Source organism: Thiohalomonas denitrificans (assembly GCF_016841685.1).
Taxonomy (GTDB): Bacteria; Pseudomonadota; Gammaproteobacteria; order Thiohalomonadales; family Thiohalomonadaceae; genus Thiohalomonas; species Thiohalomonas denitrificans_A.
This window is the reverse complement of sequence record NZ_JAENYR010000013.1, coordinates 40,158-64,335: the sequence shown is the minus strand read 5'-3', so window position 1 is coordinate 64,335 and position 24,178 is coordinate 40,158. Positions and strand designations below refer to the sequence as shown.

At 60.8% G+C, this 24,178-nt stretch carries 22 protein-coding genes; 8 read left to right on the top strand and 14 right to left on the bottom strand.

All coding sequences use genetic code 11. The annotated features are described in order from the left end of the window. Together Q7L05_RS04605 and Q7L05_RS04600 are read right to left on the bottom strand one after the other, a co-directional pair. On the bottom strand, window positions 1-2,352 hold a 2,352-nt coding region (locus Q7L05_RS04605), incomplete at its 3' end, for an ABC transporter permease (RefSeq protein WP_303902640.1). Then, the gene (locus tag Q7L05_RS04600) at window positions 2,349-3,038 is read right to left on the bottom strand and encodes an ABC transporter ATP-binding protein (RefSeq protein WP_303902647.1); all 690 of its coding nucleotides are present in this window, start codon (window positions 3,036-3,038) and stop codon (window positions 2,349-2,351) included. The genes Q7L05_RS04600 and Q7L05_RS04605, both read right to left, overlap by 4 nt. Between Q7L05_RS04600 and Q7L05_RS04595 the strand changes: the two genes are divergently transcribed. Then, on the top strand, window positions 3,037-3,771 hold the full coding sequence (locus tag Q7L05_RS04595) for an arylesterase (RefSeq protein ID WP_411293315.1): 735 nt from the start codon (window positions 3,037-3,039) through the stop codon (window positions 3,769-3,771). The two genes, Q7L05_RS04600 and Q7L05_RS04595, sit on opposite strands and share 2 nt — an antisense overlap. On the opposite strand, the gene Q7L05_RS04590 is transcribed toward Q7L05_RS04595, so the two are convergent. Next, window positions 3,757-4,389: a MarC family protein gene (locus Q7L05_RS04590; RefSeq protein WP_303902637.1), complete on the bottom strand. Its 633-nt coding sequence runs from the start codon at window positions 4,387-4,389 to the stop codon at window positions 3,757-3,759. The two genes, Q7L05_RS04595 and Q7L05_RS04590, sit on opposite strands and share 15 nt — an antisense overlap. 477 nt (window positions 4,390-4,866) lie before the next feature. On the opposite strand from Q7L05_RS04590, the gene Q7L05_RS04585 reads away from it, so the two are divergent. Then, complete coding sequence (locus tag Q7L05_RS04585; protein WP_303902634.1) at window positions 4,867-5,097, top strand: ATP-binding protein; 231 nt, start codon at window positions 4,867-4,869, stop codon at window positions 5,095-5,097. Between the two features lie 119 nt (window positions 5,098-5,216). Here Q7L05_RS04585 and Q7L05_RS04580 read toward each other — a convergent pair whose 3' ends face one another. The 4 genes from Q7L05_RS04580 to hrpA all read right to left on the bottom strand — a co-directional run bounded on the left by Q7L05_RS04580 (window position 5,217) and on the right by hrpA (window position 11,551). Then, window positions 5,217-6,014, bottom strand: a complete 798-nt coding sequence (locus Q7L05_RS04580) for a family 1 encapsulin nanocompartment shell protein (RefSeq protein WP_303902631.1) — start codon at window positions 6,012-6,014, stop codon at window positions 5,217-5,219. Then, window positions 6,011-6,457 (bottom strand): encapsulin-associated ferritin-like protein, encoded by a 447-nt coding sequence (locus tag Q7L05_RS04575; RefSeq protein WP_411293314.1) that lies wholly within the window; start codon window positions 6,455-6,457, stop codon window positions 6,011-6,013. Before Q7L05_RS04575 ends, Q7L05_RS04580 begins: the two co-directional genes overlap by 4 nt. Window positions 6,458-6,747: 290 nt before the next feature. Next, the gene (locus Q7L05_RS04570) at window positions 6,748-7,482 is read right to left on the bottom strand and encodes a BON domain-containing protein (protein ID WP_303902628.1); all 735 of its coding nucleotides are present in this window, start codon (window positions 7,480-7,482) and stop codon (window positions 6,748-6,750) included. Window positions 7,483-7,582: 100 nt separating this feature from the next. Next, window positions 7,583-11,551 (bottom strand): ATP-dependent RNA helicase HrpA, encoded by a 3,969-nt coding sequence (gene hrpA, locus Q7L05_RS04565; protein WP_411293313.1) that lies wholly within the window; start codon window positions 11,549-11,551, stop codon window positions 7,583-7,585. 271 nt (window positions 11,552-11,822) lie between these two features. Between hrpA and ppk1 the strand changes: the two genes are divergently transcribed. Next, window positions 11,823-13,907, top strand: coding sequence for a polyphosphate kinase 1 (gene ppk1, locus Q7L05_RS04560; RefSeq protein WP_303902622.1), 2,085 nt, complete (start codon window positions 11,823-11,825; stop codon window positions 13,905-13,907). A 107-nt stretch (window positions 13,908-14,014) separates the two neighbouring features. On the opposite strand, the gene ppx is transcribed toward ppk1, so the two are convergent. Continuing rightward, window positions 14,015-15,523, bottom strand: coding sequence for an exopolyphosphatase (gene ppx / locus Q7L05_RS04555; RefSeq protein WP_303902620.1), 1,509 nt, complete (start codon window positions 15,521-15,523; stop codon window positions 14,015-14,017). 248 nt (window positions 15,524-15,771) lie between these two features. Between ppx and Q7L05_RS04550 the strand changes: the two genes are divergently transcribed. Continuing rightward, window positions 15,772-16,203, top strand: coding sequence for a bacteriohemerythrin (locus Q7L05_RS04550; protein ID WP_303902617.1), 432 nt, complete (start codon window positions 15,772-15,774; stop codon window positions 16,201-16,203). A gap of 72 nt (window positions 16,204-16,275) precedes the next feature. On the opposite strand, the gene Q7L05_RS04545 is transcribed toward Q7L05_RS04550, so the two are convergent. Continuing rightward, complete coding sequence (locus Q7L05_RS04545) at window positions 16,276-16,881, bottom strand: peroxiredoxin (protein ID WP_303902614.1); 606 nt, start codon at window positions 16,879-16,881, stop codon at window positions 16,276-16,278. Window positions 16,882-17,542: 661 nt separating this feature from the next. Then, on the bottom strand, window positions 17,543-17,749 hold the full coding sequence (locus tag Q7L05_RS04540; protein ID WP_303902611.1) for a cold-shock protein: 207 nt from the start codon (window positions 17,747-17,749) through the stop codon (window positions 17,543-17,545). Window positions 17,750-17,958: 209 nt separating this feature from the next. Between Q7L05_RS04540 and Q7L05_RS04535 the strand changes: the two genes are divergently transcribed. Continuing rightward, complete coding sequence (locus Q7L05_RS04535; protein ID WP_303902608.1) at window positions 17,959-18,165, top strand: YdcH family protein; 207 nt, start codon at window positions 17,959-17,961, stop codon at window positions 18,163-18,165. A gap of 84 nt (window positions 18,166-18,249) precedes the next feature. Here Q7L05_RS04535 and Q7L05_RS04530 read toward each other — a convergent pair whose 3' ends face one another. Further along, window positions 18,250-18,405, bottom strand: coding sequence for a hypothetical protein (locus tag Q7L05_RS04530; RefSeq protein ID WP_303902606.1), 156 nt, complete (start codon window positions 18,403-18,405; stop codon window positions 18,250-18,252). A gap of 44 nt (window positions 18,406-18,449) precedes the next feature. Between Q7L05_RS04530 and Q7L05_RS04525 the strand changes: the two genes are divergently transcribed. Continuing rightward, a complete protein-coding gene (locus tag Q7L05_RS04525; protein ID WP_303902603.1) occupies window positions 18,450-18,638 on the top strand; it encodes a PLD nuclease N-terminal domain-containing protein in 189 nt (62 codons plus the stop codon). Window positions 18,639-18,649: 11 nt separating this feature from the next. Here Q7L05_RS04525 and Q7L05_RS04520 read toward each other — a convergent pair whose 3' ends face one another. Then, window positions 18,650-20,626 (bottom strand): transglycosylase SLT domain-containing protein, encoded by a 1,977-nt coding sequence (locus Q7L05_RS04520; RefSeq protein WP_303902600.1) that lies wholly within the window; start codon window positions 20,624-20,626, stop codon window positions 18,650-18,652. 167 nt (window positions 20,627-20,793) lie between these two features. Here Q7L05_RS04520 and Q7L05_RS04515 point away from each other — a divergent pair, with 167 nt between their 5' ends. Next, entirely contained in the window at window positions 20,794-21,324 is a 531-nt protein-coding gene (locus tag Q7L05_RS04515) for a hypothetical protein (protein WP_303902596.1), read from the top strand. Between the two features lie 3 nt (window positions 21,325-21,327). Here the strand turns inward: Q7L05_RS04515 and Q7L05_RS04510 are convergent, their stop codons facing one another. Then, complete coding sequence (locus Q7L05_RS04510; protein WP_303902593.1) at window positions 21,328-22,431, bottom strand: AI-2E family transporter; 1,104 nt, start codon at window positions 22,429-22,431, stop codon at window positions 21,328-21,330. 602 nt (window positions 22,432-23,033) lie between these two features. Here Q7L05_RS04510 and Q7L05_RS04505 point away from each other — a divergent pair. Then, window positions 23,034-23,765, top strand: a complete 732-nt coding sequence (locus Q7L05_RS04505) for a sulfite exporter TauE/SafE family protein (protein WP_303902590.1) — start codon at window positions 23,034-23,036, stop codon at window positions 23,763-23,765. A gap of 142 nt (window positions 23,766-23,907) precedes the next feature. On the opposite strand, the gene Q7L05_RS04500 is transcribed toward Q7L05_RS04505, so the two are convergent. Further along, window positions 23,908-24,126 carry an SHOCT domain-containing protein gene (locus Q7L05_RS04500; protein ID WP_303902587.1) on the bottom strand — a complete coding sequence of 73 codons (219 nt, stop codon included), beginning with the start codon at window positions 24,124-24,126 and terminating at the stop codon, window positions 23,908-23,910. Window positions 24,127-24,178 lie beyond the last annotated feature (52 nt).

Genomic DNA, 24,178 nt, shown 5'->3' with positions numbered 1-24,178 from the left:
CTGGCCTGCCAGAAGATAGCCAAGAGTCGCTGCGGAGAGCGCTGCAAGCGCTCCGGACAGCAGACCGAGGGCGAGGAACTCGGCGATCAAGGCGCCGCGCACCTGGCGGCGGCTGGCACCCAGAGTTCGCATCAACGCACTCTCCCGAAGACGCTCGTCGCGGGTCGCCTGAATGGCGGCGAGCAGCACCACGATGCCGGCAGCGAGCGTAAACAGAAACACAAATTCCACGGCCAGGCTGACCCGGCCGATGATGTCCCGAACCCGACTCATGATGGCGTCCACGTCCACCACCGTCACGTTCGGGAAGCGCCGCACCAGTTCGGCCAGGGCGACCCTCTCGGCCTCCGGGACAAAAAAACTGGTGATAAAACTGGCCGGTTCGTCCTCAAGCAGCGCGGGTGTTCCGATCACGAAGAAGTTGACCCGGAACGAATCCCACTCGACGGCCCGAAGGCTGGTGACCGTCCCTTCCACGGGTTTTCCCGCAACCTGAAACCGTAGACGGTCGCCCGGTTCGATCCCCAGCGTCTCTGCGATGCCCTCCTCCACCGACCACTGGTGAAGCGCCTCGGATCGGGATGGAGCCCCCCACCACTGCCCGGCTACGATGCGATTATCCGGAGCGAGCTGCCGGGCCGAGGAGAGATTGAATTCCCGCTCGGAAAGCCGCTGTGCACGCGGGTTTTCGTACTCTTCCGGAGTCACCGGTTCACCGTTGATAGCCGAAAGCCGGCCCTTGATCATCGGCTGAAAGGTCGGAGCTGTACCAATCCGCTCCTGCAGGAAGGCCTCCAGTTTTTCGACCTGTCCGGGCTGCACGTTGATCAGAAAGTGGTTCGGTGCATCCGGCGGCAGGCTGTCGCGCCAATCGGAGAGCAGGTCGCCACGGACGATGGAGAGCAGCAACAGCACGGTAATACCAAGCCCGAACGCCACCACCTGGATTCGACTCTCCCGCGCCCGTCGCGGAATATTGGCGAGGCCAAACCGCCAAGAGACCCCGACCCGTTTGCGCAGTGGAGTCAGCGCGCCCACCAGCAGTGCCGCCACCGCTCCCAATATCGCCAGGGTTGCCGCCGCGCCACCGAACACATAGAGGGTCAGCCGCACATCCTGCGCCTGCCACAACATCAGTACCAGCAGCGCGGCCAAGGCCCCGCCATAGACGACCATGCCGCTGGGCCGCACCGGGCCCAGCTCCTGACGCAATACCCGCATCGGCGGGACACCCTTCAGTGAAAGCAGGGGCGGAACGGCAAACCCGGCAAGGGTCACCAGACCGGCCGCCATGCCGCTGACCAATGGCCACCACGAGGGCGCGGGCAGCGCCTGGGTGAACAGCTCGGCGAGGATCCCCGCCAACACCGCCTGGGAGATAAAGCCCACCACACATCCGATCGCCGAGGCGATGATGCCGAGGAAGAGCAGTTCCAGCAGGTAGGTCCGCGTCACCCACGCTTGCGAGGCGCCAAGACAGCGCATCACCGCGGTGGCATCGTACTGACGATAGGCGTGTCGGTGAGCCGCGGTAGCGGCCGCTACCCCGGCGAGCAGAACGGCGACCAGGGCCGCCAGGCCGAGAAACTGCTCGGCCTTCTCCAGCGCCGAACCCACTGCCGGCCGCGCCTCGCTGCTGCCCCGCCAGTGCTGGCCACCAGCCAGTTGCGGCTCTATCCAGCGCCCGAAGCGATTGAGCGCCGACGCCCCACCGGACAGTAGCAGGCGATAGGTGACCAGGCTGCCGGTCTGTACCAGACCAGTAGCCGGCACATCGGAGAGGTTCATCATCACCCGGGGCGCGATGGCGAACAGCTCCCCTCCGCGGTCCGGTTCATACACCAATACTCTGGAAAAGGTGAATTCCTCACTGCCGAGCCGAACCGCATCGCCCGGCTCCACATCCAGCAAAGCTGCCAGTCGGGCCTCCAGCCATACCCCGCCCGGCTCAGGTCCGGATTCGATGGGATGGTCGGGCGCAAACGGTTCCGGAGCCACCCGCAACTCGCCCCGCAGGGGATAATTTTCACCGGTGGCCTTGACCTCCACCAACTGCAAGGCGTCTTTGGCGCTCACCACCGTGCGGAAGGACTGGGTACGGGCCGTCGCCAACCCCGATTCCCGGGCACGTGCCAGCCACTCCGGGTTGAGGGGCTGGCCGCTCTCCAGTACGCGGTCAGCAGCCAGAAGCTCGCCGGCCTGGCGCTCCATGGCGCCACGCACGCGATCGGTGAAAAACCCCACCGCGGAGACACTGCCTACGGCGATCACCAGCGCCAGGACAATGAGCCGCAGCTCTCCCGCACGCCAGTCGCGTAGCAGGCTGCGCCAGGCGAACCGCACAACGTTCATGCCGGGTGCGGGAGGCGCCCCGCCTCCAGCTCCAATGCACGGTCGCAACGTCCGGCCAGCCCCGCATCATGGGTCACCAGCAACAGCGTGGTGCCTTGTTCGGCGTTCAGACCGAACAGAAGATCAATCACCTGGGCCCCGGTGCGGGTGTCCAGATTGCCGGTCGGCTCGTCGGCCAACAGCAGCCGCGGCCGAGTGGCAAACGCGCGGGCGATGGCAACCCGCTGCTGCTCCCCGCCCGATAGCTGATGCGGCAGATGACGGGCCCGTTCCGACAGCCCTACCACCGCCAGTAACTCTGCGGCACGCTCGTGCGGCGCATCGGCGCCGGCCAGCTCCAGCGGCAGCATGGTATTCTCCAGTGCCGTGAGATTTGGCAGCAGCTGAAAGGACTGAAAGACAAAGCCGAGCAACTGCGCACGCATCGCGGCGCGGCCATCCTCATCGAGGGCGGTGATCTCGGTACCATCGAGCCAAATCTGACCCCGGGTCGGTGTGTCCAGGCCGGCCAGCAGACCCAGCAGGGTGGATTTTCCGGAACCCGATATGCCCAGGACGGCAACTGCCTCGCCGGGCATTACGGACAGGTCGATATCCTGGAGAAGGTGAAGACGCCCTTCCGGACTGTCCACCTCCATGCCAAGATTACGGGTCTGAATCATCGGATGGGAGGACGCGGTGTTCATCATTAGACGCGTAGTCATTCTCTTGTTGTGGGTCTGCGGGACTATAGCAGCAAGCCCTTGCGAATCCGATGAACGGCCGGCTCTACTGGTACTGGGCGACAGTCTCAGTGCCGCCTACGGCCTGCCGATGGAAAAGGGCTGGGTTCATCTGCTGGCTCAACGGCTTGAACAGCGCGGCTATTCGCACCGGATAGTAAACGCCAGCACCAGCGGCGAAACCAGCCGCGGCGGCCGCGAACGGCTGCCTGCGCTGCTGAAGCGACACGAACCGCAGGTGGTCGTAATCGAACTGGGCGGCAATGACGGCCTGCGCGGCTTACCTCTGGAACGGCTAAAGTCGAACCTGGCAATGATGATCCGACAGGCCCGGGAGTCCGGCGCCCGCGTGCTCCTGGTCGGCATACAGATGCCACCCAATTACGGTCCCGAATACACCCGCCGCTTCAGTGCAGTCTACCGGGAGTTGAGCGAAGAGATGATGGTCGCCCTCGTGCCTTTCCTGCTGGAAGGCGTGGCCGGTGACAGCACCCTCATGCAACCCGACGGCATGCACGCCACCGCTGCCGCGCAGCCGAAACTGCTCAATAGTGTCTGGAAGCATCTGGAACCGCTGTTGAGAGAAACCACTGAAAACACAGAGTCTGACTCAGTCAATCCTGCCCTCGTGACGGCCGCTATTCTCGGACAGGCTCCTAGTTTTGTCTTTGTGGCCTCCGAGTCAGATCCCCAGTGAGGCTGCGATCTGCCGTACGCCATCGACGATGTACTGGACCGCGAGGGCGGCGAGGATCAGCCCCAGTAACCGGCTGATGACGTTGGCGCCGGTCTCGCCAAGCCAATCCATCACCCGGGCGGAGAGCATGAGGGAGAGCAGGGTGAAACCCATGATGATGAAGATAATCGCCACCATGCCGGCAGTAACGGCAGGTGTCTTGCCGCTGTCCGCCATCAGCAGAACGGTGGTCATCGCTCCGGGGCCGGCCAGGAGCGGGAAGGCCAGCGGGAAAACCGAGATGTCCTCCTTCGCAAAGGCCTCTTCCCGTTCCCGGAAAGTTGCCGAACGCAACCCGGATTGGCGGGCGAACACCATGTCGATAGCCAACATGAACAGAAGAATGCCGCCGGCGATTCGAAAGGCCGGTTGACCGATGCCCAGGGTGCGCAGCAGCATTTCCCCGATGAAAAAGAAGGCTACCAGAATGAAGGTGGAAAGGATGGTGGCGCGCAGAGCCATCGAGCTCCGGAAAACCCGGTCGCCGTGGCGCGTCAGACCACTGAAGATCACGGCGATTCCGATGGGATCGACGACCACAAACAGGGTGACCAGATTGTTGACCAGCAATTCGGTCATGATTGGTGGATCGGTGGGGAGACCCCCTTAACTGTAGTTGACGCACCGGTAGCCTGTCGGCTCAGGCCGCTCGACTACATAAGAGCGGACCCGTGACTATCGCCAGGTCCGATAAACGACTGGTGGGCCAATGCCGTAAGGCATCACCTGCCGATGCCGATCAGCAGCCACCCGGGAAACGGAATCTCTTCAGAGGCAGCCCCATCAAGCGGCCACCCGACAGATAGAGATAAGCTAGGCAGAGCCGCCGCCGTCTGCGGCCCATCAATCACCCGATCCAGAAGCCCCCCGGTTCGCGTCGTTCACCAACTCAAACAAGTTCATCAAACAGCAGGCGCTGAGCGCGAACACACACTAGTGAATTGGCTGACTATTTGATGTTAAGACCGACCTGCATGCCGCGCGAGCCGCATTGCGCAGCAAACCGAACCTGCTACTTTTCGATCAATCGAAACGGGTTTTTTGGGAGATCGCGCGATGGGCAAAAAAGCGGACGTGACGGTCCATATCGACGAGGAACTCGACGATGCCCGCACTTCACAGGTCTGCTCCACCCTGGAAGGAGTGAACGGCATTCAGCGTGTACGTTGTGCAGAACACCAAAAGCATCTTATCGTCGTGGAATTCGATCCGGATGCCGTCGACAGCCATGCGGTTCTGGACCATGTGCAGCGACAGGGATTGCATGCCGAACTGATCGGGCTCTAGGAGCCCGAGTATTTGCTTGTGTTTACCCTGTCCTGTTCCTGTCCTGTCCCGGAAGGATACCGGTTAACCGTTATGCCCGCCCTGTGAATGACCAGGGAAATCGCACCAAGACGCCCCGGTCAGCCGATGATACAGACAGCCTCGGGCTCCTCGACCATCGTGATTACGCTTTCACTCAGATAGAGGTGATAGTGAATGCCGTCCTGCCGGGAGTAGCCCGCCGACATGTCCTGTCCGATTACGATCTGCCCGACGTGCGCATCGACTACCGCTCCGCCCTCTATGGGAGCCTTGTACACACCGAGCTCGCAGAGTCGCCTCAGGTGCTCCAGCTGCAGCATGTCCGTGCCTTCGTAACGCCGAAACAGATTGTTGTAGAGGGCCGGAGACAGGGTCAGCGCGTAGGGTCCGTGGAATCCGGAGTGATCCAGAGTATTCACTGCGGACAGAACATCTTCCAGTGCCTTGTCGAACTTGGACCAGTCGCCAGCCTTTACCTCATGGTGACCCTTGCAGGTCAACAGGCCCTCCAGGCCCATTTCGGGAGCGCCGTAGTAAATAAAGCGTTCCTCGCGCCGGGCTATGGCTTCGGCTGCGTCCTGCACCGGCGCGAAGTTCATGGGCTGGCCCATGTGCAGGTGTGCGTCGATGCGACGAATACTTAGGGAGAACGCCTGGCCCAACATCGGAACCGAGACCGCGCGGCTGATCACCGCCTCGGCCTCTCCCTCGCGGGCCTCGGTGTGGAATCCATCCTCGCCCAGCTCAACCGATGTCAGTCCGACCCCATAGGGACCATTCACCGGAAGAAAACAACGGGCAGTGATCAGAGCTCGGGCCGCATCGACGGCCTCGCTGTCGATTCGCTCCCAGATGTGGGCATCAAATGCTGCGGCGTCCCGGTTCAGATAGCTCATACGCGGCCATCTCCTTTCATCGTGCCGATGGTCAGCCATGGACGGGTTTCCGTGGATCTTGTAGAAGCTTCTTCGTCTGCCTTTCCTTCGCCTTCCGCCTCCTCTTCGATCTTCGCAATGTCCCCTTCGGCGAACAGATAGGTGCGCAGCTGTTGATCGAAATCGCTGTCGCTGCGACGAATCCACTCAAGCACCATCGCAGCGTGCTCAATCTCTTCACGCATGTTGTGGAGCAGGACTTCACGCAGCGGGCCATCCTCGGTGACGTCCGCCCGCTGGCGATACCAGTCGATCGCCTCCAGCTCTTCTTCCAGTGACCGCAGGGCGCGATGCATGTCACGGGTATTTTGTGAAAGCATTTCGTACGGTTCATGGTAGCCAACGTGGCTCATGACAAACCCCTTTTGATTTTTCTGAAAAGCAATACCGCTGTAGCTAAGCATAGAAAGGGGATGCCCGATGTCCACTTCGACCGCGCACGGCGCCGACCTACCGAGGCACTGACCGATGAAACACGGAGAACACGGGAAGTGTGAATCCGTGCCCCATAGCTGAACCGCCGCCCTCTTATGACCTCAGATGTAAGTAGGGCTTTACCCCGTCAAAACCCGACGGTCTGAAGGCCGACTTACGAAAAAACTGACGTGAACTACGGAGAATGCGAACCTGTGCCCCGTGTAATTACACCCCCGTTTTATTGGCAACCTTTCGTGCAGCTCCATTAACGTCCGTGTCAACTGACCGGCATCCCCTGGCGCACCTCTATGCGATTCACCACATCGTCCACACCCTCCAGAAACCAGACATCCATTTCCGCCATCTCCCGCTCCTGCTCTTCACGCACCAGTCCCTCCAGCATCACCGTACCGCCGGTGGTGGTCACGTAAATCTGGCCGCTGTGCACAAGGGGATCTTTTTCGAGCACCAGCTTGACCGCATCGGTGATCTCGTGGTCGCTATCCGGCTGCTCGGGTACGATCCGAACCCGGTCGACCACATCGGTCACTCCGGTGGACCACCAGGTCAGTGCCTCGGCCAATCGCCGGTGCGAGAGACTCTCGACGGCACCCTCGAGCGTTACGGTGCCCTCACGGATGGTGATGTGGAAGGTGCAGGCAAGTGTCGACTGGGTGGCGCGGATCACCTCGTGCTGATTGTGCCAGCTCACGGCAATGTTGCATTCACGAAAGGCGGACTCCTGTTCAAAGGCGAGCACGATGGCATCTTTGACGGCACCATCATCCCGGACCTCCGTCGGAACCAGCCGAATATGATCCGACACACGCGAGGCAATCGCGGAGGCGGTCCGAAAGGCCAGCCGCTTGGCAGCAATGGAGCCGGCTTCCCCGCCAAGAGCGAGGGTCTCCCCGTCCATTTCGACATCGATGGGATTGCGGTGAAGGTTGATCCGGGGTTCGCGCTCCAGGGCCGCACGAACCTCTTTTACCCACGGGTGTTCGGCATTCATACTTGTCCCCTTACGTCTGTTTGAAGGACTAGAAAACAAGTATGGTCAAAGAGCGTCGACCCGACCATCCGATACTCGAATCCTTTGAGGTGACTCACCGTCAGGCGACAGATTCCTTCCACTGTCGCTGCAGGCGTGTCGCCGAAACCCTTTCTACGGTACCCAGCTCCTGGGCGAACAGCGATACCCGAAATTCCTCCAGCAACCAGCGAAAGCGCTGCAGTTCCGATTCGGGGCTTTCACCTTCCGGTATCGCCGCCCAGCGCGTCTCCAGACGCTCCACCAGCGGCGCGAGCTCCTGCGCCGCCTGCCGATCGCGGGCGGGACTGCGCGGCAGTTTCTCCAGACGCGAGAGCGCCGCTTTCAAGTAGGCCGGTAACCGCGGCAGCCATTCGGAGGGGGTGGCGCTGACAAAGCCGGGGTAGACCAACCGCTCGATCTGCACATTGACGTCCGCCGCCGTCTGGATGGCCTGCGGATCCAGCGGGCCCTTCAGGGCCTTGCGAACCAGCCGCTCCTGCTCCAGGGCCGCTTTGACATAGCTGGCAATTTCGGCCGCCACCGGCACCAGTGTTCTGCGCCCCTCGGCCAGGCGCGCCTCGAACTCGGATGCGTTGCGGGGCGCCTCATCCTTCGCGAAAAGTACCCGGTCGATAGCGGCGGCGATGATGTCGTCGCACAGCGGGTCGCAACCACCCCGATGCGCAAACAGCAGACAGAGCGTCTGTCGGTCCGGCAGGCTGCGGCGCAGGTATTTCACCTTGTCCCGGGCCTCCAGAGTGAACAGGCGCCGCAGTCCTGCCCGGTTTTTCCCCTTGGCGGCGGCTTTCGATTCGAAGAGGCGAATGGCTACGCTTTCGTCGCAATCGACCAGCGCCGGCCAGGCACGTAAGGTCAGCCCGCCGCTCTGCGTCTCTACGGTTTCCGGCAGTTCTCCGAAGTCCCAGGCGGTTATCCCCTTCCGTTCAATGCCCGCAAGGGGCTTTTCCGACAGCGTCTGGCGTACCTGTCCGGCCATTGCCTGCTGCAGGCGCACCAGATCACGCCCCTCTTGGAGGGTCTTACCCTTTTCGTCCGTCACCCGGAAATTCATGAGCAGGTGTTGCGGAAGGGCATCGAGCTGCCAGGCATCCGCTGGGACCTCGATGCCGGTCATGCGAAGCAGTTGCCTGGCGAAGACCTCAGTGAGCGGAGCATCATCGGCGCGCAGCGCCTCCAGAGCAGCCCGGGCGAAGTTCACCGCCGGTACGAAATTGCGCCGCAACGACTTGGGCAGGGATTTGATCAGGGCAATCAGTTTCTCTTCTCGCAATCCCGGCACCAGCCACTCGAAACGGGCCGGTTTCAGCTGACCGAGCAGCTCCACCGGAACCACTACCGTTACCCCATCTGCCGGATGACCCGGCTCGAAGTGATATCCGAGGGGAAGTTCCGCGCCGCCGATGCCGAGATGATCGGGAAACTGCACTGCATCCACGCCCTCCGAGTCCTCGCGGATCAACTCCTCCCGCGTCAGAAACAGCCATTTTGGCTTCTCACGTTCGGTCTGCTTGCGCCACTGGTCAAAACCGTGGCCGCTGTAGATGTTCTCGGGGATTCGGGTATCGTAAAATTCGAACAGCACCTGCTCATCGACAAGGATATCGCGGCGACGGGACTTGGCTTCCTGGCTCTCCAGCTCCTCTACCAGGCGACGGTTGTGGCTAAAAAACGCGGCGGAAGTCCGGTAGTCGCCGTGCACCAGTGCCCGGCGGATAAAAATCTCCCGCGACAGGGCCGGGTCGATGGGCCCGTAGTTGATGCGCCGGCGCGCCACGATGATCAGGCCATACAACGTGACCTGCTCAAAGGCTCCAACCTGGGCCGGCCGCTGCTCCCAGTGCGGTTCGCTATAGCTGCGCTTGATCAGATGCTTGCCGAGCGATTCCAGCCAGCGGGGGTCGATGCGGGCCACCAGCCGGCCGAACAGGTGAGAGGTCTCCACCAGCTCGGCGGCCATAATCCAGCGGGGCGGTTTTTTCGCCACTCCCGAGCCTGGGAAGATGGCCAGCCTGATGTTGCGGGCGCCTTGATACCCGACCAGTGGCCGACGCCGCTTACGACTCTCCCTTTGACGCTTGTCCTCCCCGGCTTCGATCTTCAGGGCCGCATGGCTCATCAACCCGCTGAGCAGGGCGCGGTGAATAGCGCCGTATTCCGCGGATTCCTGGTTGGGTGTCAGGCCCAGTTCGCGGACGAGTGCCACCAGCTGCCCGTGGATATCATGCCACTCCCGCATCCGCAGGTAGGAGAGGAACTCGGCACGGCAGAGCTTGCGCAGTTTGCTGTTGGAGAGGTGTCGCGCATGCTCGTGGTAATAGTCCCAGACGCTCAGGAAGGCGATGAAGTCGGACTCTTCATCCATGAATCGACGATGGCACTCATCCGCCTGCTGCTGCGCCTCCATCGGTCGCTCGCGGGGGTCCTGAATGGAGAGCGCCGAGGCGATCACCAGCACCTCCTTCAGGCTACCCTCCGTGTCGGCGGCAATCAGCATGCGGCCGATACGCGGGTCCACCGGCAGGCGCACCAGCTTGCGACCAATTTCGGTTAGGCAGTTGCGCTCATCGACCGCGTGCAGCTCATGCAACAGGCGATAACCGTCGGTGATAAAGCGGCGATCCGGCGGTTCGAGAAACGGAAACTCGCCCACGTCCCCAAGCTTTAGATTCGCCATCTGCAGGATCACCGAAGCCAGATTGGTCCGGCGCACTTCCGGGTCGGAAAACTCCGGACGGCCGAGGAAGTCCTCTTCGGAGTAGAGACGAATACAGATCCCGTTGGCGACCCGGCCACAGCGCCCGGCGCGCTGGTTGGCGGAGGCCTGCGCAATGGATTCGATGGGCAACCGCTGCACCTTGGTACGGTAGCTGTAGCGGCTGATGCGGGCATAGCCCGTATCGATCACGAAGCGGATACCGGGTACGGTCAGCGAGGTCTCCGCCACATTGGTAGCCAGTACAATGCGCCGGCCCGCGTGGGAACGGAAAATCCGGTCCTGCTCGCCAGCGGAGAGTCGCGAGAACAGCGGCAGGATCTCGGTGGGTACGGGGTTCCGCGATCGATGTTTGCGAAGGGCCTCGGCGGTTTCGCGAATCTCACGCTCACCGGGCAGAAAGATGAGGATGTCGCCCAGCGGGTTTTCCCGCGCCAGCTCGTCCACGGCTTCGCAGATGGCTTGCGGCTGGTCCCGGTCGCGATCGTCCGGGTCGTCGCCGGCCACCGGGCGATAGCGGACCTCCACCGGATAGGTGCGACCCGAGACCTCGACCACCGGCGCGCCGCCAAAGAAACGCGAGAAGGCCTCGGTATTGATGGTGGCGGAGGTGATGATCAGCTTCAGGTCGGGCCGCCTGGGGAGCAGGCGCTTCAAATAGCCCAGCAGAAAATCGATATTGAGGCTGCGCTCGTGGGCCTCGTCGATGATCAGCGTGTCGTAATGCTCCAGCAGCGGATCGGACTGGATCTCCGCCAGCAGGATGCCGTCGGTCATCAATCGGATATGGCTGTCGGGGCCGGACCGATCGGTAAAGCGCACCTTATAGCCGACCGAACGGCCAATCTCGGTGTGCAGCTCTTCGGCGATGCGGGCGGCCACCGAGCGGGCTGCGATGCGCCGGGGCTGGGTGTGGCCGATAAGCCCGTCGACACCTCGCCCCAACTCCAGGCAAATCTTCGGGATCTGCGTGGTCTTACCCGAACCGGTCTCACCCGCGATGACCACCACGGGATGGTTTCCGATGGCCTCGGCGATCTCGGCCCGACGGTCGCTGATTGGCAGCTCCCCGGGATAATCGGGGCTTGGCATCGTTTCGGCCCGACGTTGCCGACGTGCGCGCGAAGTAGCGACGTCCCGCCGCAGGGCTTCCAGGCCGCGATCCATCGGTTTGCCCTGCGAATGACGGCGCTTCAGGCCTTCCAGACGGCGGCGAAACCGGCCACGGTCGGCCAGCATGCAGGCATGGATGTCGTGAAAAAGGGTTTCGAGTGTTTCGAGTACTTCAGGCACGCCAGGTCGGGAGCTATCCATTATAAAGGTGGGTATCATACCACCCGACTGCTCGGTTGCCGGTATCGGCAACCCACCGTAGGATGAAGACCCCGGCAATCTGCGCAAGTTCAGGGCAGGCTAGGAGCCTGTCGGACTTGACCGATCGTAGCGAGGGAGAGCCGGTTTGAGACAAGTTTTTCGATTGGTCTATTTAACAAGAAAGAGCGGAAAATTGGCCAACTCCGGCTTTTCCGCAGTAGATCAGTGTTAAATCCGAACAGGCTCCTGGCAACCGCCCTCAAGGATTCTCATGGATACGCCCGACCTTAAAAAGCCCGAATACTATATCAACCGCGAACTCTCCCTGCTCGAGTTCAACCGCCGTGTTCTGGCCCAAGCCAAGGACGAGAATATGCCGCTGCTCGAGCGGCTGCGGTTTATCTGCATCACCAGCTCCAATATGGACGAATTCTTCGAGATCCGGGTGGCCGGACTGATGCAAAAGGCGGCTTCGGAATCGGTGCAGTACGGTCCGGATAACCTGAGTCCGACCGAGATCCTGAAGCGCATCAGTCAGACCAGCCATGCGCTGGTCGACGAACAGTATCGTGTACTGAACGAAGTGCTGCTTCCGCTCCTTGCCGCCGAGCAAATTCGTTTCGTCAAACGCGGTGACTGGAACCGCGAGCAGGCTGCGTGGGTGCGGGATTTTTTCAAGCATGAACTGCTTCCGGTGCTGAGCCCATTGGGGCTGGATCCGGCCCATCCTTTCCCAAAGATCCTCAACAAGAGTCTGAATTTTATCGTGACGCTGGAGGGCAAAGATGCCTTCGGCCGCTCTTCCGGAATGGCCGTCGTCCAGGCCCCCCGTGCACTGCCCCGCCTGATCCAGTTGCCGGCCGAGTGCGGCAGCGGCCCCAAGGATTATGTGTTTCTCTCCTCCATTATCCATGCCCATGTGGGCGATCTGTTTCCGGGGATGCGGGTCAAGGGCTGCTATCAGTTCCGTGTCACCCGCAATTCGGACCTGTTCGTGGATGAGGAGGAGGTGAAGGACCTGCTGCGGGCCGTCGAGGGGGAGCTGCCGTCCCGGCGTTATGGTGAAGCGGTGCGGCTGGAGGCCGCCGACAACTGCCCGCCGGATGTAACGGATTTCCTACTCGATCAGTTCGGCCTCAGCCGCGACGATCTCTTCATCGTCAACGGGCCGGTCAATCTCAACCGACTGATGAACCTGCCGGACATGGTAGACCGTCCCGATCTCAAATTTCCCTCCTACGTGCCGGGGATGCCGGAGCCCTTCACCCTCTCCACCAAGGACGTCTTCAAGATTGTTCGGACCGGGGACGTCCTGCTCCATCATCCCTTTGAATCCTTCGTTCCGGTGATCGATTTTCTGCGTCAGGCCGCCACCGATCCGAACGTGCTGGCTATCAAGCAGACCCTCTACCGCACCGGGCCGGAATCCGCGGTGGTGGATGCCCTGGTGGACGCCGCCCGCGCCGGCAAAGAGGTCACGGTAGTGGTGGAACTGCGTGCGCGCTTTGATGAGGCGGCGAATATCGCTCTGGCCAACCGACTGCAGGAGGCGGGTGCGCACGTGGTGTATGGCGTAGTGGGCTACAAGACCCACGCCAAGATGATTCTGGTGGTGCGCCGTGAAGAGGGAAAACTGCGCCACTATGTACATCTGGGCACCGGCAATTACCACTCGCGCACGGCCCGACTCTATACCGACTATGGACTCCTGACCTGCGACCGCGACTTGGGCGAAGACGTCCACCAGGTGTTTCTGCAGTTGACCAGCCTCGGGCGCGGCAGCCGGCTGAAAAAGCTGCTTCAGGCGCCTTTTACGCTGCACAAGGGGCTTATCGAGCGCATCGAACGGGAAGCCGAACATGCCTGCCAGGGTCGACCGGCGCAGATCATTGCGAAGATGAACGGTCTGGTGGAGCCCAAGGTGATCCGCGCTCTCTATACCGCCTCGCGGGCCGGTGTAAAGATCGATCTCGTGGTACGCGGGATCTGTGGGCTGCGACCCGGCGTACCCGGCATTTCCGACAACATCCGTGTACGCTCGATCGTTGGCCGCTTTCTGGAGCACACCCGCGTCAACTACTTCGCAAACGGAGGCGATGCCGAGGTCTACTGCTCCAGTGCCGACTGGATGGTACGTAATCTTCTCAACCGGGTGGAGACCGCCTTCCCGATCGAGAACAGGCAGCTTCAGCAGCGCATCATTCGGGAGCTCAAGTATTACCTGCAGGACAACGTGCAGGCCTGGGAACTTCACAGCGATGGCACCTATGTGCGTGCTGCACCAGGGCGGGCAAAACCGCGCTCCGCACAGCTGATCCTGCTGGAGGAGTTGGCCGGGGTGGAGGCCATGGCGTAAGCAGCCATTCACGACGGACTACGCTTCGCTAATCCGCCCTGCGCCGGCCCGCTGACGTAGGTCGGACTTTACAGCCCGTCAAGCTCCAACGAGGGCCTGAAGCCGATCTAGTCGAACTTGAGGTGGTATTTCGCGGCCGTCAGAAAGCCGGCTTCAACTTCGAGATCGGCGCGGGTAAGAGGATTCGCATCCAACCATCCCTCCGGCAGCTGCAGTCGGATGCGCTTTGCATCGACGGCAATGCCGACGCCCGATAGGGGAGCGCCACTGCGACTGCGATGCAGGGTCACGGCGAGCCTGAGGAGCACCGCCATGCGTTGCAGGTGCGTGGCGGTAGCAGAGGAAAATCCCTTGAATCGACCAGCAGGAAACTTCTGCCGGTGGCTTCGAACCAGCAACGCCAGCGACTGCTGCTCCAGGCGCGAAAAACCGGGCATATCCGAGTTTTCCAGCAGATAGGCCGCGTGCTTGTGATGCTGGCTGTGGGCCACCGCAAGACCAATCTCATGCAGACGGGCCGCCCAACCCAGCAGGTGTTCGGCTTCGCCGTCGTCAAGACCCCATGAATCGGCGATGCCTCCGAGTAAGGCCAGGGAGGTCTTTTCGACGCGCTGCGCCTGTGCCGCATCCGCATTGTAGCGTTTCGCCATAGCGGTGATAGTCCGCTCGCGCACATCCTCGTGGCGAATACGTCCGATGAGATCGTAGAGCACACCCTCACGAAGCGCCCAATCGGAAACCTGCATGACCTCGATCTCCAGCGCCTCAAAGAGAGCAATCAGCACCGCGACCCCGCCGGCAAAAACCGGCCGGCGCTCCTCCTTGAGGCCTTTGAGATCGAGATTGTCCACGTGCCCTGCCTTGACCATGGCCTGGGAGAGCCTGCGCAGGGAGGCGAGAGTGATTCCGCCTTCACTCCAGCTATTCTGTTCGATGACCTGACGCACGGCCTTGATGGTTCCCGAGGCCCCAACTGCATCGCTCCATCCGAAACCGCGGTAATCCCCCTCCACCGGCTCCAGTTCCAGACGCGCGGCCAGCACCGCCTCCTCCATCGCTGATGCCGTCAATCGACCCTCGGAGAAGTAGGCTTGGCTGTAACTGACGCAGCCCATGTAGAGACTCTCGCGGTGCAGGGCCTCGAAGCGTCTGCCGATAATCACTTCCGTGCTGCCGCCACCAATGTCCACGACCAGGTGATTGTCGGGGGCATCCGGGAGGGAATGGGAGACGCCCAGGTAGATGAGGCGGGCTTCCTCACGGCCAGCGATGATCTCAACCGGGTGACCGAGTGCGGTGGTCGCCTCTTCGATGAAATCCCCGGCATTCCGGGCCTTTCTCAGGGTGTTGGTCCCCACCACCCGGACGCTGCCGGGCGGCAATCCTTCCAACCGCTGTCCGAAGCGCCGCAGACACTCCAGTGCCCGCTCGCGGGCGTCCGCACCGAGGTGGTCCCGGGCATCGAGACCGGCGGCGAGACGAACGGTTTCCCGCAGCCGATCGATAACATGCATATGACCATTGAGCGGCTGCGCCACGATCAGATGAAAACTGTTCGATCCCAGATCGACCGCTGCGATGCTGTCGGGGGACCCCGGTTCCGTCGCTGCCATCATGCCGCTGCTCCGCTAGGAAAGTGGCCATTGTACCGGTGGAATGGCATTTGTTCGCGTGGAAAATCCGCTCCGAATACCGCTTTCGGTAACGGATCCAACTCCATCGAAACTGCTCGGCGCATACACCGGTTTGTGCAGTGACCGCTGCTATGGCCATAATTCCCCTGTGATTACAGGGGAACTTCGAAGCGACGCAAGATCGTTTGAACGGTGACACCGTAGCAATTCCAACAGAGGGGAGAACGGCTATGTCCATAGTGACCTGGAGTGACGAATATACGGTAGAAATCCAGGAGATTGATGAGCAGCACAAGCGGCTTATCGACATCATCAACAAACTGTATGAGGCCCTTGCGGCCCAAAGGGACAGGGATCAGGTCGCCACCGTGCTGAATGAATTGGTGGAGTACACCAAGGTGCATTTCGAGGTGGAAGAGACCTTGATGCGTATCTTCCATTACGAAGAATATGACGTCCACAAGGAGATCCACGATCGCATCGTCGCCCGGGTGCTTGACCTCCAGGGGAAGTTCCATTCCGGTGACGATTCAGTGGGAATGGAGCTTCTGATATTCCTGAAAGAGTGGTTGTTCGACCACATCAACAAAGTTGACAAGCGCTACACCAGGCATTTCCACAAGCATGGAGCCAAGAAGACTTGGCTGCGGAAGTTCTGGTAATCACAAGAGAGTGTCCCAAACGAAAAGGGCCGGTTTGAACCGGCCCTTTTTTTCGTTCGTCCGAAAAAAGCTTTACAGCGTTTCGGCTTCCTCCGAAAGGTATTCGGCCACGCCTTCCGGAGTTGCCGTCATGCCTTTGGCGCCCTCCTTCCAGCCGGCCGGGCAGACTTCGCCGTGCTCTTCGGTGAACTGCAGGGCGTCGACCATGCGCAGCATCTCATCGATATTGCGGCCCAAGGGCAGGTCATTGACGACCTGGTGACGCACCACACCGTCGCGATCGATCAGGAAAGAGCCGCGGAAGGCCACATCGCCAGTTGGAGTCTCGACGTCAAAAGCCTTGCCGATGGCGTGAGTCAGGTCGGCGACCAGCGGATAGCCGACCGGGCCGATGCCGCCTTCGTTGATCGGGGTATTGCGCCAGGCATTATGGGTGAAGTGGGAGTCCACGGAAACACCGATAACTTCGACTCCGCGCTTCTTGAAATCCTCGAGGCGGTGATCAAAGGCGATCAGTTCGGAGGGGCAGACAAAGGTAAAGTCCAGGGGATAGAAAAAGACCACGGCATACTTGCCGCCGACGTAATCGGAAAACTTGAATTGTTCATTGATGGTACCGTCGCCCATAACGGCCGGAGCGGTAAAATCGGGAGCCTTGCGGCCAACCAGTACGCCCATGGTATCTACCTCCTTAATCCTTACGCGAAATTATTTAGAGTGATTCTAAACTGCGGGTCGCGGATTTTAAGACGGATCGGTCGACGGGTCAACCGTTCTGTAAAACCCAGGGCAACCGCCTACTTTGAAGCGAGCGGTGTCAGTCCTTGATAGCAGGTCGTCGGCAGCACGCCGCCAGCAGGGGATGGCAGTGTTCGACAATGCAGGAGCACACTTGTCGAGGGATGCTGCCCTCGAGCGTACACGGATGAAAGATGATTGCTCCTGCATAATCTTCACTTCCTACGTCCCTTTAGGTCGTCTTCACAGCTGTACCGGCTATCAAGGACTTGGTTCGCTCGCCGGCATCAAAATGGGAGTATGCGTTTTACCCTGGTGCAAAACTGGAGAAAGGCGATCGAGGAGCCTGTCCGAGGATAGACTGCCCTACCCGGTCTCGGGCATCCTGCTTCGCTCTACCGAGTGCTTCCTGCACTCGTCGCCTCAGGCATTATCGAGAATAGGTTCCAGACATTCTCTACTACCGCCATGCAGGCAGGTGCAACTCGCCCCTTCGGCCGCAATCGTGACCTCCCGAATTCCCGAGAAATTCGGGAGGTCATTAACGAGAAATCCCCTCTTCGGAGCGGGGTCTTCGCGACTGCGGATTGGCCTTCCGGGATCAGGCGTTGACGTTAACCTCTCGCGCCTGCATGCCCTTAGGACCCGGCTCCATATCGAACGTGACATTCTGTCCTTCGAGCAGGGTCCGGAAACCGGAGCCCTGGATCGCAGAGTAATGCACGAACACGTCATCCCCCCCCTCCTGGGGAGCGATAAAACCATAACCCTTGGCCTCATTGAACCATTTGACAGTACCAGTACGCATGAATACGACCTCTGAAAAATTCCGACACGTGTTGCGGCAGGATGAGCATCAATGGCCCCAATCAACTGCTGCGACCCAAAGTATAGACACCGGTTCAGGCGCTCGCTATGCGGCTTCTGTCGCTCTGTAGGTGATTTATCGAGGTGTGCCATGGACAGCAGAGCGGGACCTCAATACTATTTCGCCCACACGTGCAAAGGTCCACTACGATGCACCAGAGGGAGCAAACCAGCTTACAGACGCGACTTGCCGAGCTACGGCAGGAGCACCGTGACCTGGATACGGCGATCGCGGGACTGCAGGAGACGAGCTACGCCGATCAACTGCAGTTACGCCGACTCAAGAAACGTAAGCTGGTACTGAAGGATGCCATCACGCGGCTGGAGAGCCGGTTGATTCCCGACCTCAACGCCTGATTGCCCGCGGTGCAGGCTCGATGGCCCCAGGCCCGAATATCGGTGGGGTGAACGACCCTCAAAGGGAGCCGGGATCGCTATACTTCATCGGACACGACCTGGCGCAAGGGAAGGAGTCATGTTCAACAGGAAGCTGTTCTTGCTTATGATGCTGCTGATCAGCGGAATGGCAATATTGGCGATGTCCAAAACGGTGCACAGCAGCCCGCTTCCCCGGGTCGAATGCGCCGTGATGTCCATAGAGAAAACCGTGCAGCAGCCGCCAACCGTCGCGAGGCATTGATATGGATGTGGAAGTAGGAGGCCTGCTTGGCTTAATCCTGTTGGTCCTCGTTGTCTGGGCCATCGTCCAGACGATCCAGAGCCGAAGCTCGACCGGAGCCAAGGTGCTGTGGATTGTCTTTCTGTTGCTGGTTCCGGCCATCGGCTTTATTGTCTGGCTGATCACCGGCCCCAGAAGCGCGAAAAGCTGAAGGATGCCGTATCAACTCGGCCCGGAAGCTTCTTCAGGAGTATCCAGCTCCCGCAGCACGCTTTTGGCGAGCTCCGGGGCGATCATCGGCAAATGCGCGGATAGCGGGGTGAGTTCCCGGCCGAGGCGCCACTCGTAGATCACGGTATAGGCAAAGATGCGTTTGATATATTTGCGTGTTTCGTCAAACGGCAGGCACTCCACCCAGATATCCCCCGGAATGGTGCTCTCCTGCGGCAGCCAGGCTTTTACCCGCCGCGGTCCGGCATTGTAAGCGGCCATTGTGTAGATCCGGTTGCCGGAATAGCGATCCAGGAGATGCCGCAAATGGGCCGTTCCCAGCCGGATGTTGGTGTCTTCGGTAAGAATGTCCCCATTCCCCGGTCTCGGTTGTTTGAGACGTCGCGCAGTCATACGGGCGGTGTCCGGCATAAGCTGCATGAGTCCCAAAGCGCCGGCCGATGACCGGGCTTGGGGAAAAAAGGCGCTCTCCTGCCGCATTACGGCATAAACGAAGGCCGTATCCAGTTCCCTGCGTTGTGCTTCTGCATCGATCCGCGTTTCAAAGGGAGTCGGAAACCGAATCTCCAGATCATCAAAGAAACGGGCGCGACCCAGAGCAATGATGGCCTGATCGTGCCACCCCCAGGTATCCGCCAGCTTGGCCACAACGGCCGCCTCGCTCGACACCTTCCGACTGGCGGCCCACCACTCCCGCCGTGCTTCCAGCGTCATCGAAAGCGCCAGCAGTTCGCGGATCCGCTGCATATCCGGACGGCTGGCGAGGCTTTCGAGCTGCTCCGGCGTGACACTCAAGGGCACGGTTTCGATACGCGGCACCGTGCCCGTCCGCTCCGCGGCCAGGAACCCATAGTAGCTGCGGTCCTGCGCCAGTTCGCTGAAGATGGAGTCCGCTTGTTCACCCCGGTTCAGAACTGCCAGGGCCCGGCCACGCCAGTAGCGCCAGACGGTCCGGTCCCGCTGTTCCGGCTCGAATGCATTGATGGCAGCCAGTACCGCCGGCCAATCCTCACCCCAGAGTGCCATTCGCACCCTCCAGGCCCGACTCTCTGCATTGTGCCAGGCGACCGGCAGTGCATTCAGCCGCGCCGATGCATCGGGATGGTGCCTCCAGGCCAGGACAAGGGCAACGTAACGCGCAGTATCCGCACGTGCCTCATCACTCAGCGGGAAATCGCCGCCACGTTCACGCCAGACCCGGTCCGCTGCCTCGATGTCCCGTCGGGCCAGTCGCCGAATCCCGGACACGAACAGTTGCGCGCTCCACTCGCCCTCGGGCCGGATTCGGGCCAGCTCCCGCTCTGGATGAGAATAGAGTCGGCGCCAGCGGCTCACCCACTCTCTTTCATCGGCCGGGATAAACTGCTCCAGGTAACGGCTCAGCGCGAGATGTCCGGAATTGATCGCCAACCGGATGCGTTTCCGCGCCCTTTCGGGAGTGGCATTACCCTCCGCAATCCAGACGGAAAAAACCGGGTCGCACGCCTTCGGCCGGGATCCGCCGACCATCCACAGGCGTTCGGCCATACGCATGGCTTTGACCTTTTCACCCGTCTCAAACAGGGCGCGTGCCTGAAAGCAAGCGCGCGTCGATGCCCCGCCGGGCCTGAAAAGCTGTCGATAGGCCGCCCACTGACCGCGTTCGGCGAGCCTGTTCAGCCAGGCTTTTCGCAAGCGTCCCGCCAGGGGCGTATCACCCCACTCGTCGAGAAAGTCGGTCACATCCTGATGAGTGACTCGCGAACGGAGATAGCGCTGCAGGAAGGCATAGCGCAGGTAGGGGTATAGAGCATAGTCCTGCAACTCTGTCGACAGCCGTCGGAATTCCGCCAACTCGTCCCGTTCGAGTGCACTGCGGGCCTCGCGAAACGCCTCGCGCTGTTCTTCCAGCGAAGAGTCGGCCTGGCCCGCCCACGCAGGGGCCCCAAAGAGAATAACGAACATCGTAGCCACACGCAGCGCAAACACGTCCATATCCCCGGTAAACATAGTCGATGATAGGGCAGGTTACGCCCCGAAAAAAATGCGAACAGCGAACCGGTTCGCAGACAAGCCTCTTGAGCCGTTCCGGTTGAAACAGCGCCGTGGACTGCTATCGTAATTCGGAACACCAAGCGGCCCGGATAGAGAGTCCGATGATGCCCCAAATTGAACCAGACCCTCACAGTTCAATCGGATACCATCTCTATAAGCTGGAAAACCTGTTCCAGACGCTCCACGAGCTCTGGGGGGTAAAACGCCGGGGTGTACGGGTCGGGCATCGCTGGCTGCTCGCGCTAACGGGGTTTTCCGGTATGCGCGCGGCGGTCCCGGAGATTCCCAATGCCTTTCCCATCACCCTCGAGGTCGGTAGCCGCATCTGTAATACCGCCATCGAGGCGCTGATACACGACCAGTCCAAAGAGCCTGAAACCGCCGAGGGCCACAACCGGGTTGCGGCCGATATCCACTACATGCGCGATCTGCTGATAGCCCTGCACGACCTCACCGAAACGAACGGTTCTCGGGGAGACTACCCGATCGAACACGATACCGCCCACGTTTTGCTGGCCACGCTGATCGATAAGCCGCCCCAAACCGTTGCGGAAGATTTGATCGACGCCACCTTGGTGCGCGGCCAACGAACGGCAACCCATACCATTGCCTTGATGCAGCAAGTCCACTGACCTTTATCTCGACAGCAGCGCGCCTGCCGCGCGCAGCGACGGAAGGGCGTCCATCAGGATTTTGATGATCATCGTCAACGGCACGGCGATGAGCGCGCCGACAACACCCCACAGCCAGGCCCAGAAGATCAGGCTGATAAAGATCACTACCGGATTGAGCATAAGTCGTGCGCCCAGAATGAGGGGCGTCAGCAATTGTCCTTCAAGGGTAGTCAACGCCAGAAAAGCGGCAGGCCGCAAAAGTGCGGCGGTGAGGGTTTCGAAACTGAGCACGGACACCGCCGTCAGCACCACCAGCGTCACCATCGGCCCCAGGTAGGGAACAAAATTCAACAACCCCGCCATGGCCCCCCACAGCAACGGATTAGGCATCTCGAGCGCATACATGACCAGCCCCACGACCACGCCCAACACTGTATTGATGGCGCCGACGGTGAAGAGATAGCGGGAAACCTCGCGCTCCATGTGTCGCACCACGACCACGGCTTGGCGCTTGTCCCCGAAGCGGGGCATCACCGTAACCAGGCGACGCAGAAACAGGTGCCCCGTGGCGAGCAGGAAATAGAGAAGAAATAGCACCATTACGAGCCCCGCCACGAAACCCCAGGTTCGTCCAAGCAGAAATCCTCGCAGTCCCCCTCCCTGGATCTCTACCGCAGTGGCGGCGGTGGGGCCGGAGGCAATCCGTTCCACCAGGCGGGTCGCCTCGGAAATCCGGCGGAACACCTCCATCACCCCGTGTAGCCGCAACCGCAGCTCCGTAGCAACCTCCGGCGCCCGGGACACCCACTGGGAGGCCGGTTCCGCGAGTACGACCAGTGCCGTTCCAACCAGCGCGACAAGGGTCACCATCACCAATGCAGCCCCCAGCGGGGTCGGAATTCGAAACCCCTCCAGAAAACGGACAATGGGACTAAGCAGAAAACTGAACAGAAGCGCCAGCACAATGGGCAGGACCACCGTCCTGGCCATATAGAGCGCGGCAAACAGGCCAATGACAATCACGCTTGCCAGCGCCAGCCGCCATATCAGGGGTGTTTCAGGTCCGACGAGCACATAACGCGGGTGGGCCGGTCGGATATCTGGCGCTTCCAAAGGCTGCGGCATCGGCAAATCCGGTGATAGGGACACTCGGGGCAGTGCAGCAAGCATCCCCGTGGGTTACCAAGAGGGTCCGATGGATTCTGCGATCGAGCCCGAGAACCTGCCTGTCACAATCCATACGTTCATGAAGGGATGCGGCAGAAGCAAAGGGCACTTCCAATCACCCACCGCGATTTTGTTGTGCCCGAAATCACCGAGTACAAGGCGCGCTGCGCAGGCCGCGACTCCGGCCATCCTGCCCTCGCCCCGTCCAGGGGTTCATCCCTTTCGGGACGCGCCTTCGGCGGTCCGATTCGTTCCTGACCAATTCGTGCAGTTCGCTCATATAGAACCACTACGCGTCGCTCGCTGCGCCTTGCCAGCGAACAAAACGGCCGCGTCAGTAACTACCTTTATTGAGCCCCCTCACGCCGGCCCTCTCCCTCGGAAGAGGGAGTTTTTCAACCGCCTGCTAAAGACTAGATCAAAAAAATGCCAACTGCCTTGGTCGGCTGGGCGATGCGATACACAAGGGGCACCTCTCTACAAAGGTGGGTTCAGGTGGACTAACCAGAAGAAAAACGCTATTTTGCGCGCCCCTTCACTTGCCCGGTTTGGAGATTCGAATGTTCGACGCTCTGAGCGCGACCGAACTGGCCTACGCCGCAGCGGTCCTTTTCGCTGCCTATTTCGTGCGCGGCATCACCGGCTTCGGTTCGGCACTGATCGCGGTACCGTTACTGGCACTGGTACTGCCGGTACCCTTCGTGGTACCCATCATCGTCCTGCTCGATTACGTCGGTTCAGTCAGCCACAGCATCCGCCATTTTCATCGCATCTGCTGGAGCGACCTGCTGCCGCTGCTGCCATTCACCATGGTTGGGATTCTCTCGGCGCTTTTCCTGCTCCAGGAGCTCGATCCGGGGCTGCTGAGCAAAGCGCTTGGCGGCTTTGTCATTCTCTATGCCGTCTACTCCCTGCTTCCGCTTCCGCCACTGCACGGCTCCCGCTTCTGGGCAGCACCGCTGGGCACCCTGGCAGGACTCATTGGTACGCTCTTTGGCACCGGGGGGCCGTTTACGGTGATCTATCTGGGCCTGCGCGACCTCGGCAAAACGGCCTTCCGCGGAACGGTAGCCGCCATTTTCGTGATGGATGGAGGAATGCGGCTGACGGGTTTCACGGTCACCGGGCTCTATAGCGCGGACAACCTGCTGATAGCGGCGCTCGGTGTGCCCTTACTGGCGGCAGGGATGTATGCCGGAGGCCGTGTCCATACCACTCTGAGCCGCCAGGCCTTCGTGCGACTGGTCGCATTGATTCTGCTCGGCAGTGGAAGTGTCCTGCTGCTCAAATAGCACTGTCGGGGCCATTATTACTGCCGATAGGCGGATAGCGGCCGGATTTCCTCGAGCTACCGGTAAATAGCTACGCTATCCGCCTCAAGGATCGAAAAATCCGGCCGATCCCGTTTTCCCTGTGATCGTCTCCGCCAGGCGGCTAATAGATGGCCGATCCGCTTTCGATATCCTCTTTCCTTTCCTGGTACTCTTCCTGCGTGATTTCGCCGGCCTCGTACCGCTCCTCGAGCGCTTCCAGAGCCTGCTTATTCTGGTATTCGTAGGCGCCTGCGGCTGCACCGGCCCCCACGCCCGCGGCACACCCGGAAAGCAATACGACCAGAAAGCCCGTATTTACCAAAGCCATTAACCTGCGCATCGTGGTTCCCTCCATCGTTGCGGTTTCATCCAAAAGGTAGCCGTTTTTCGAG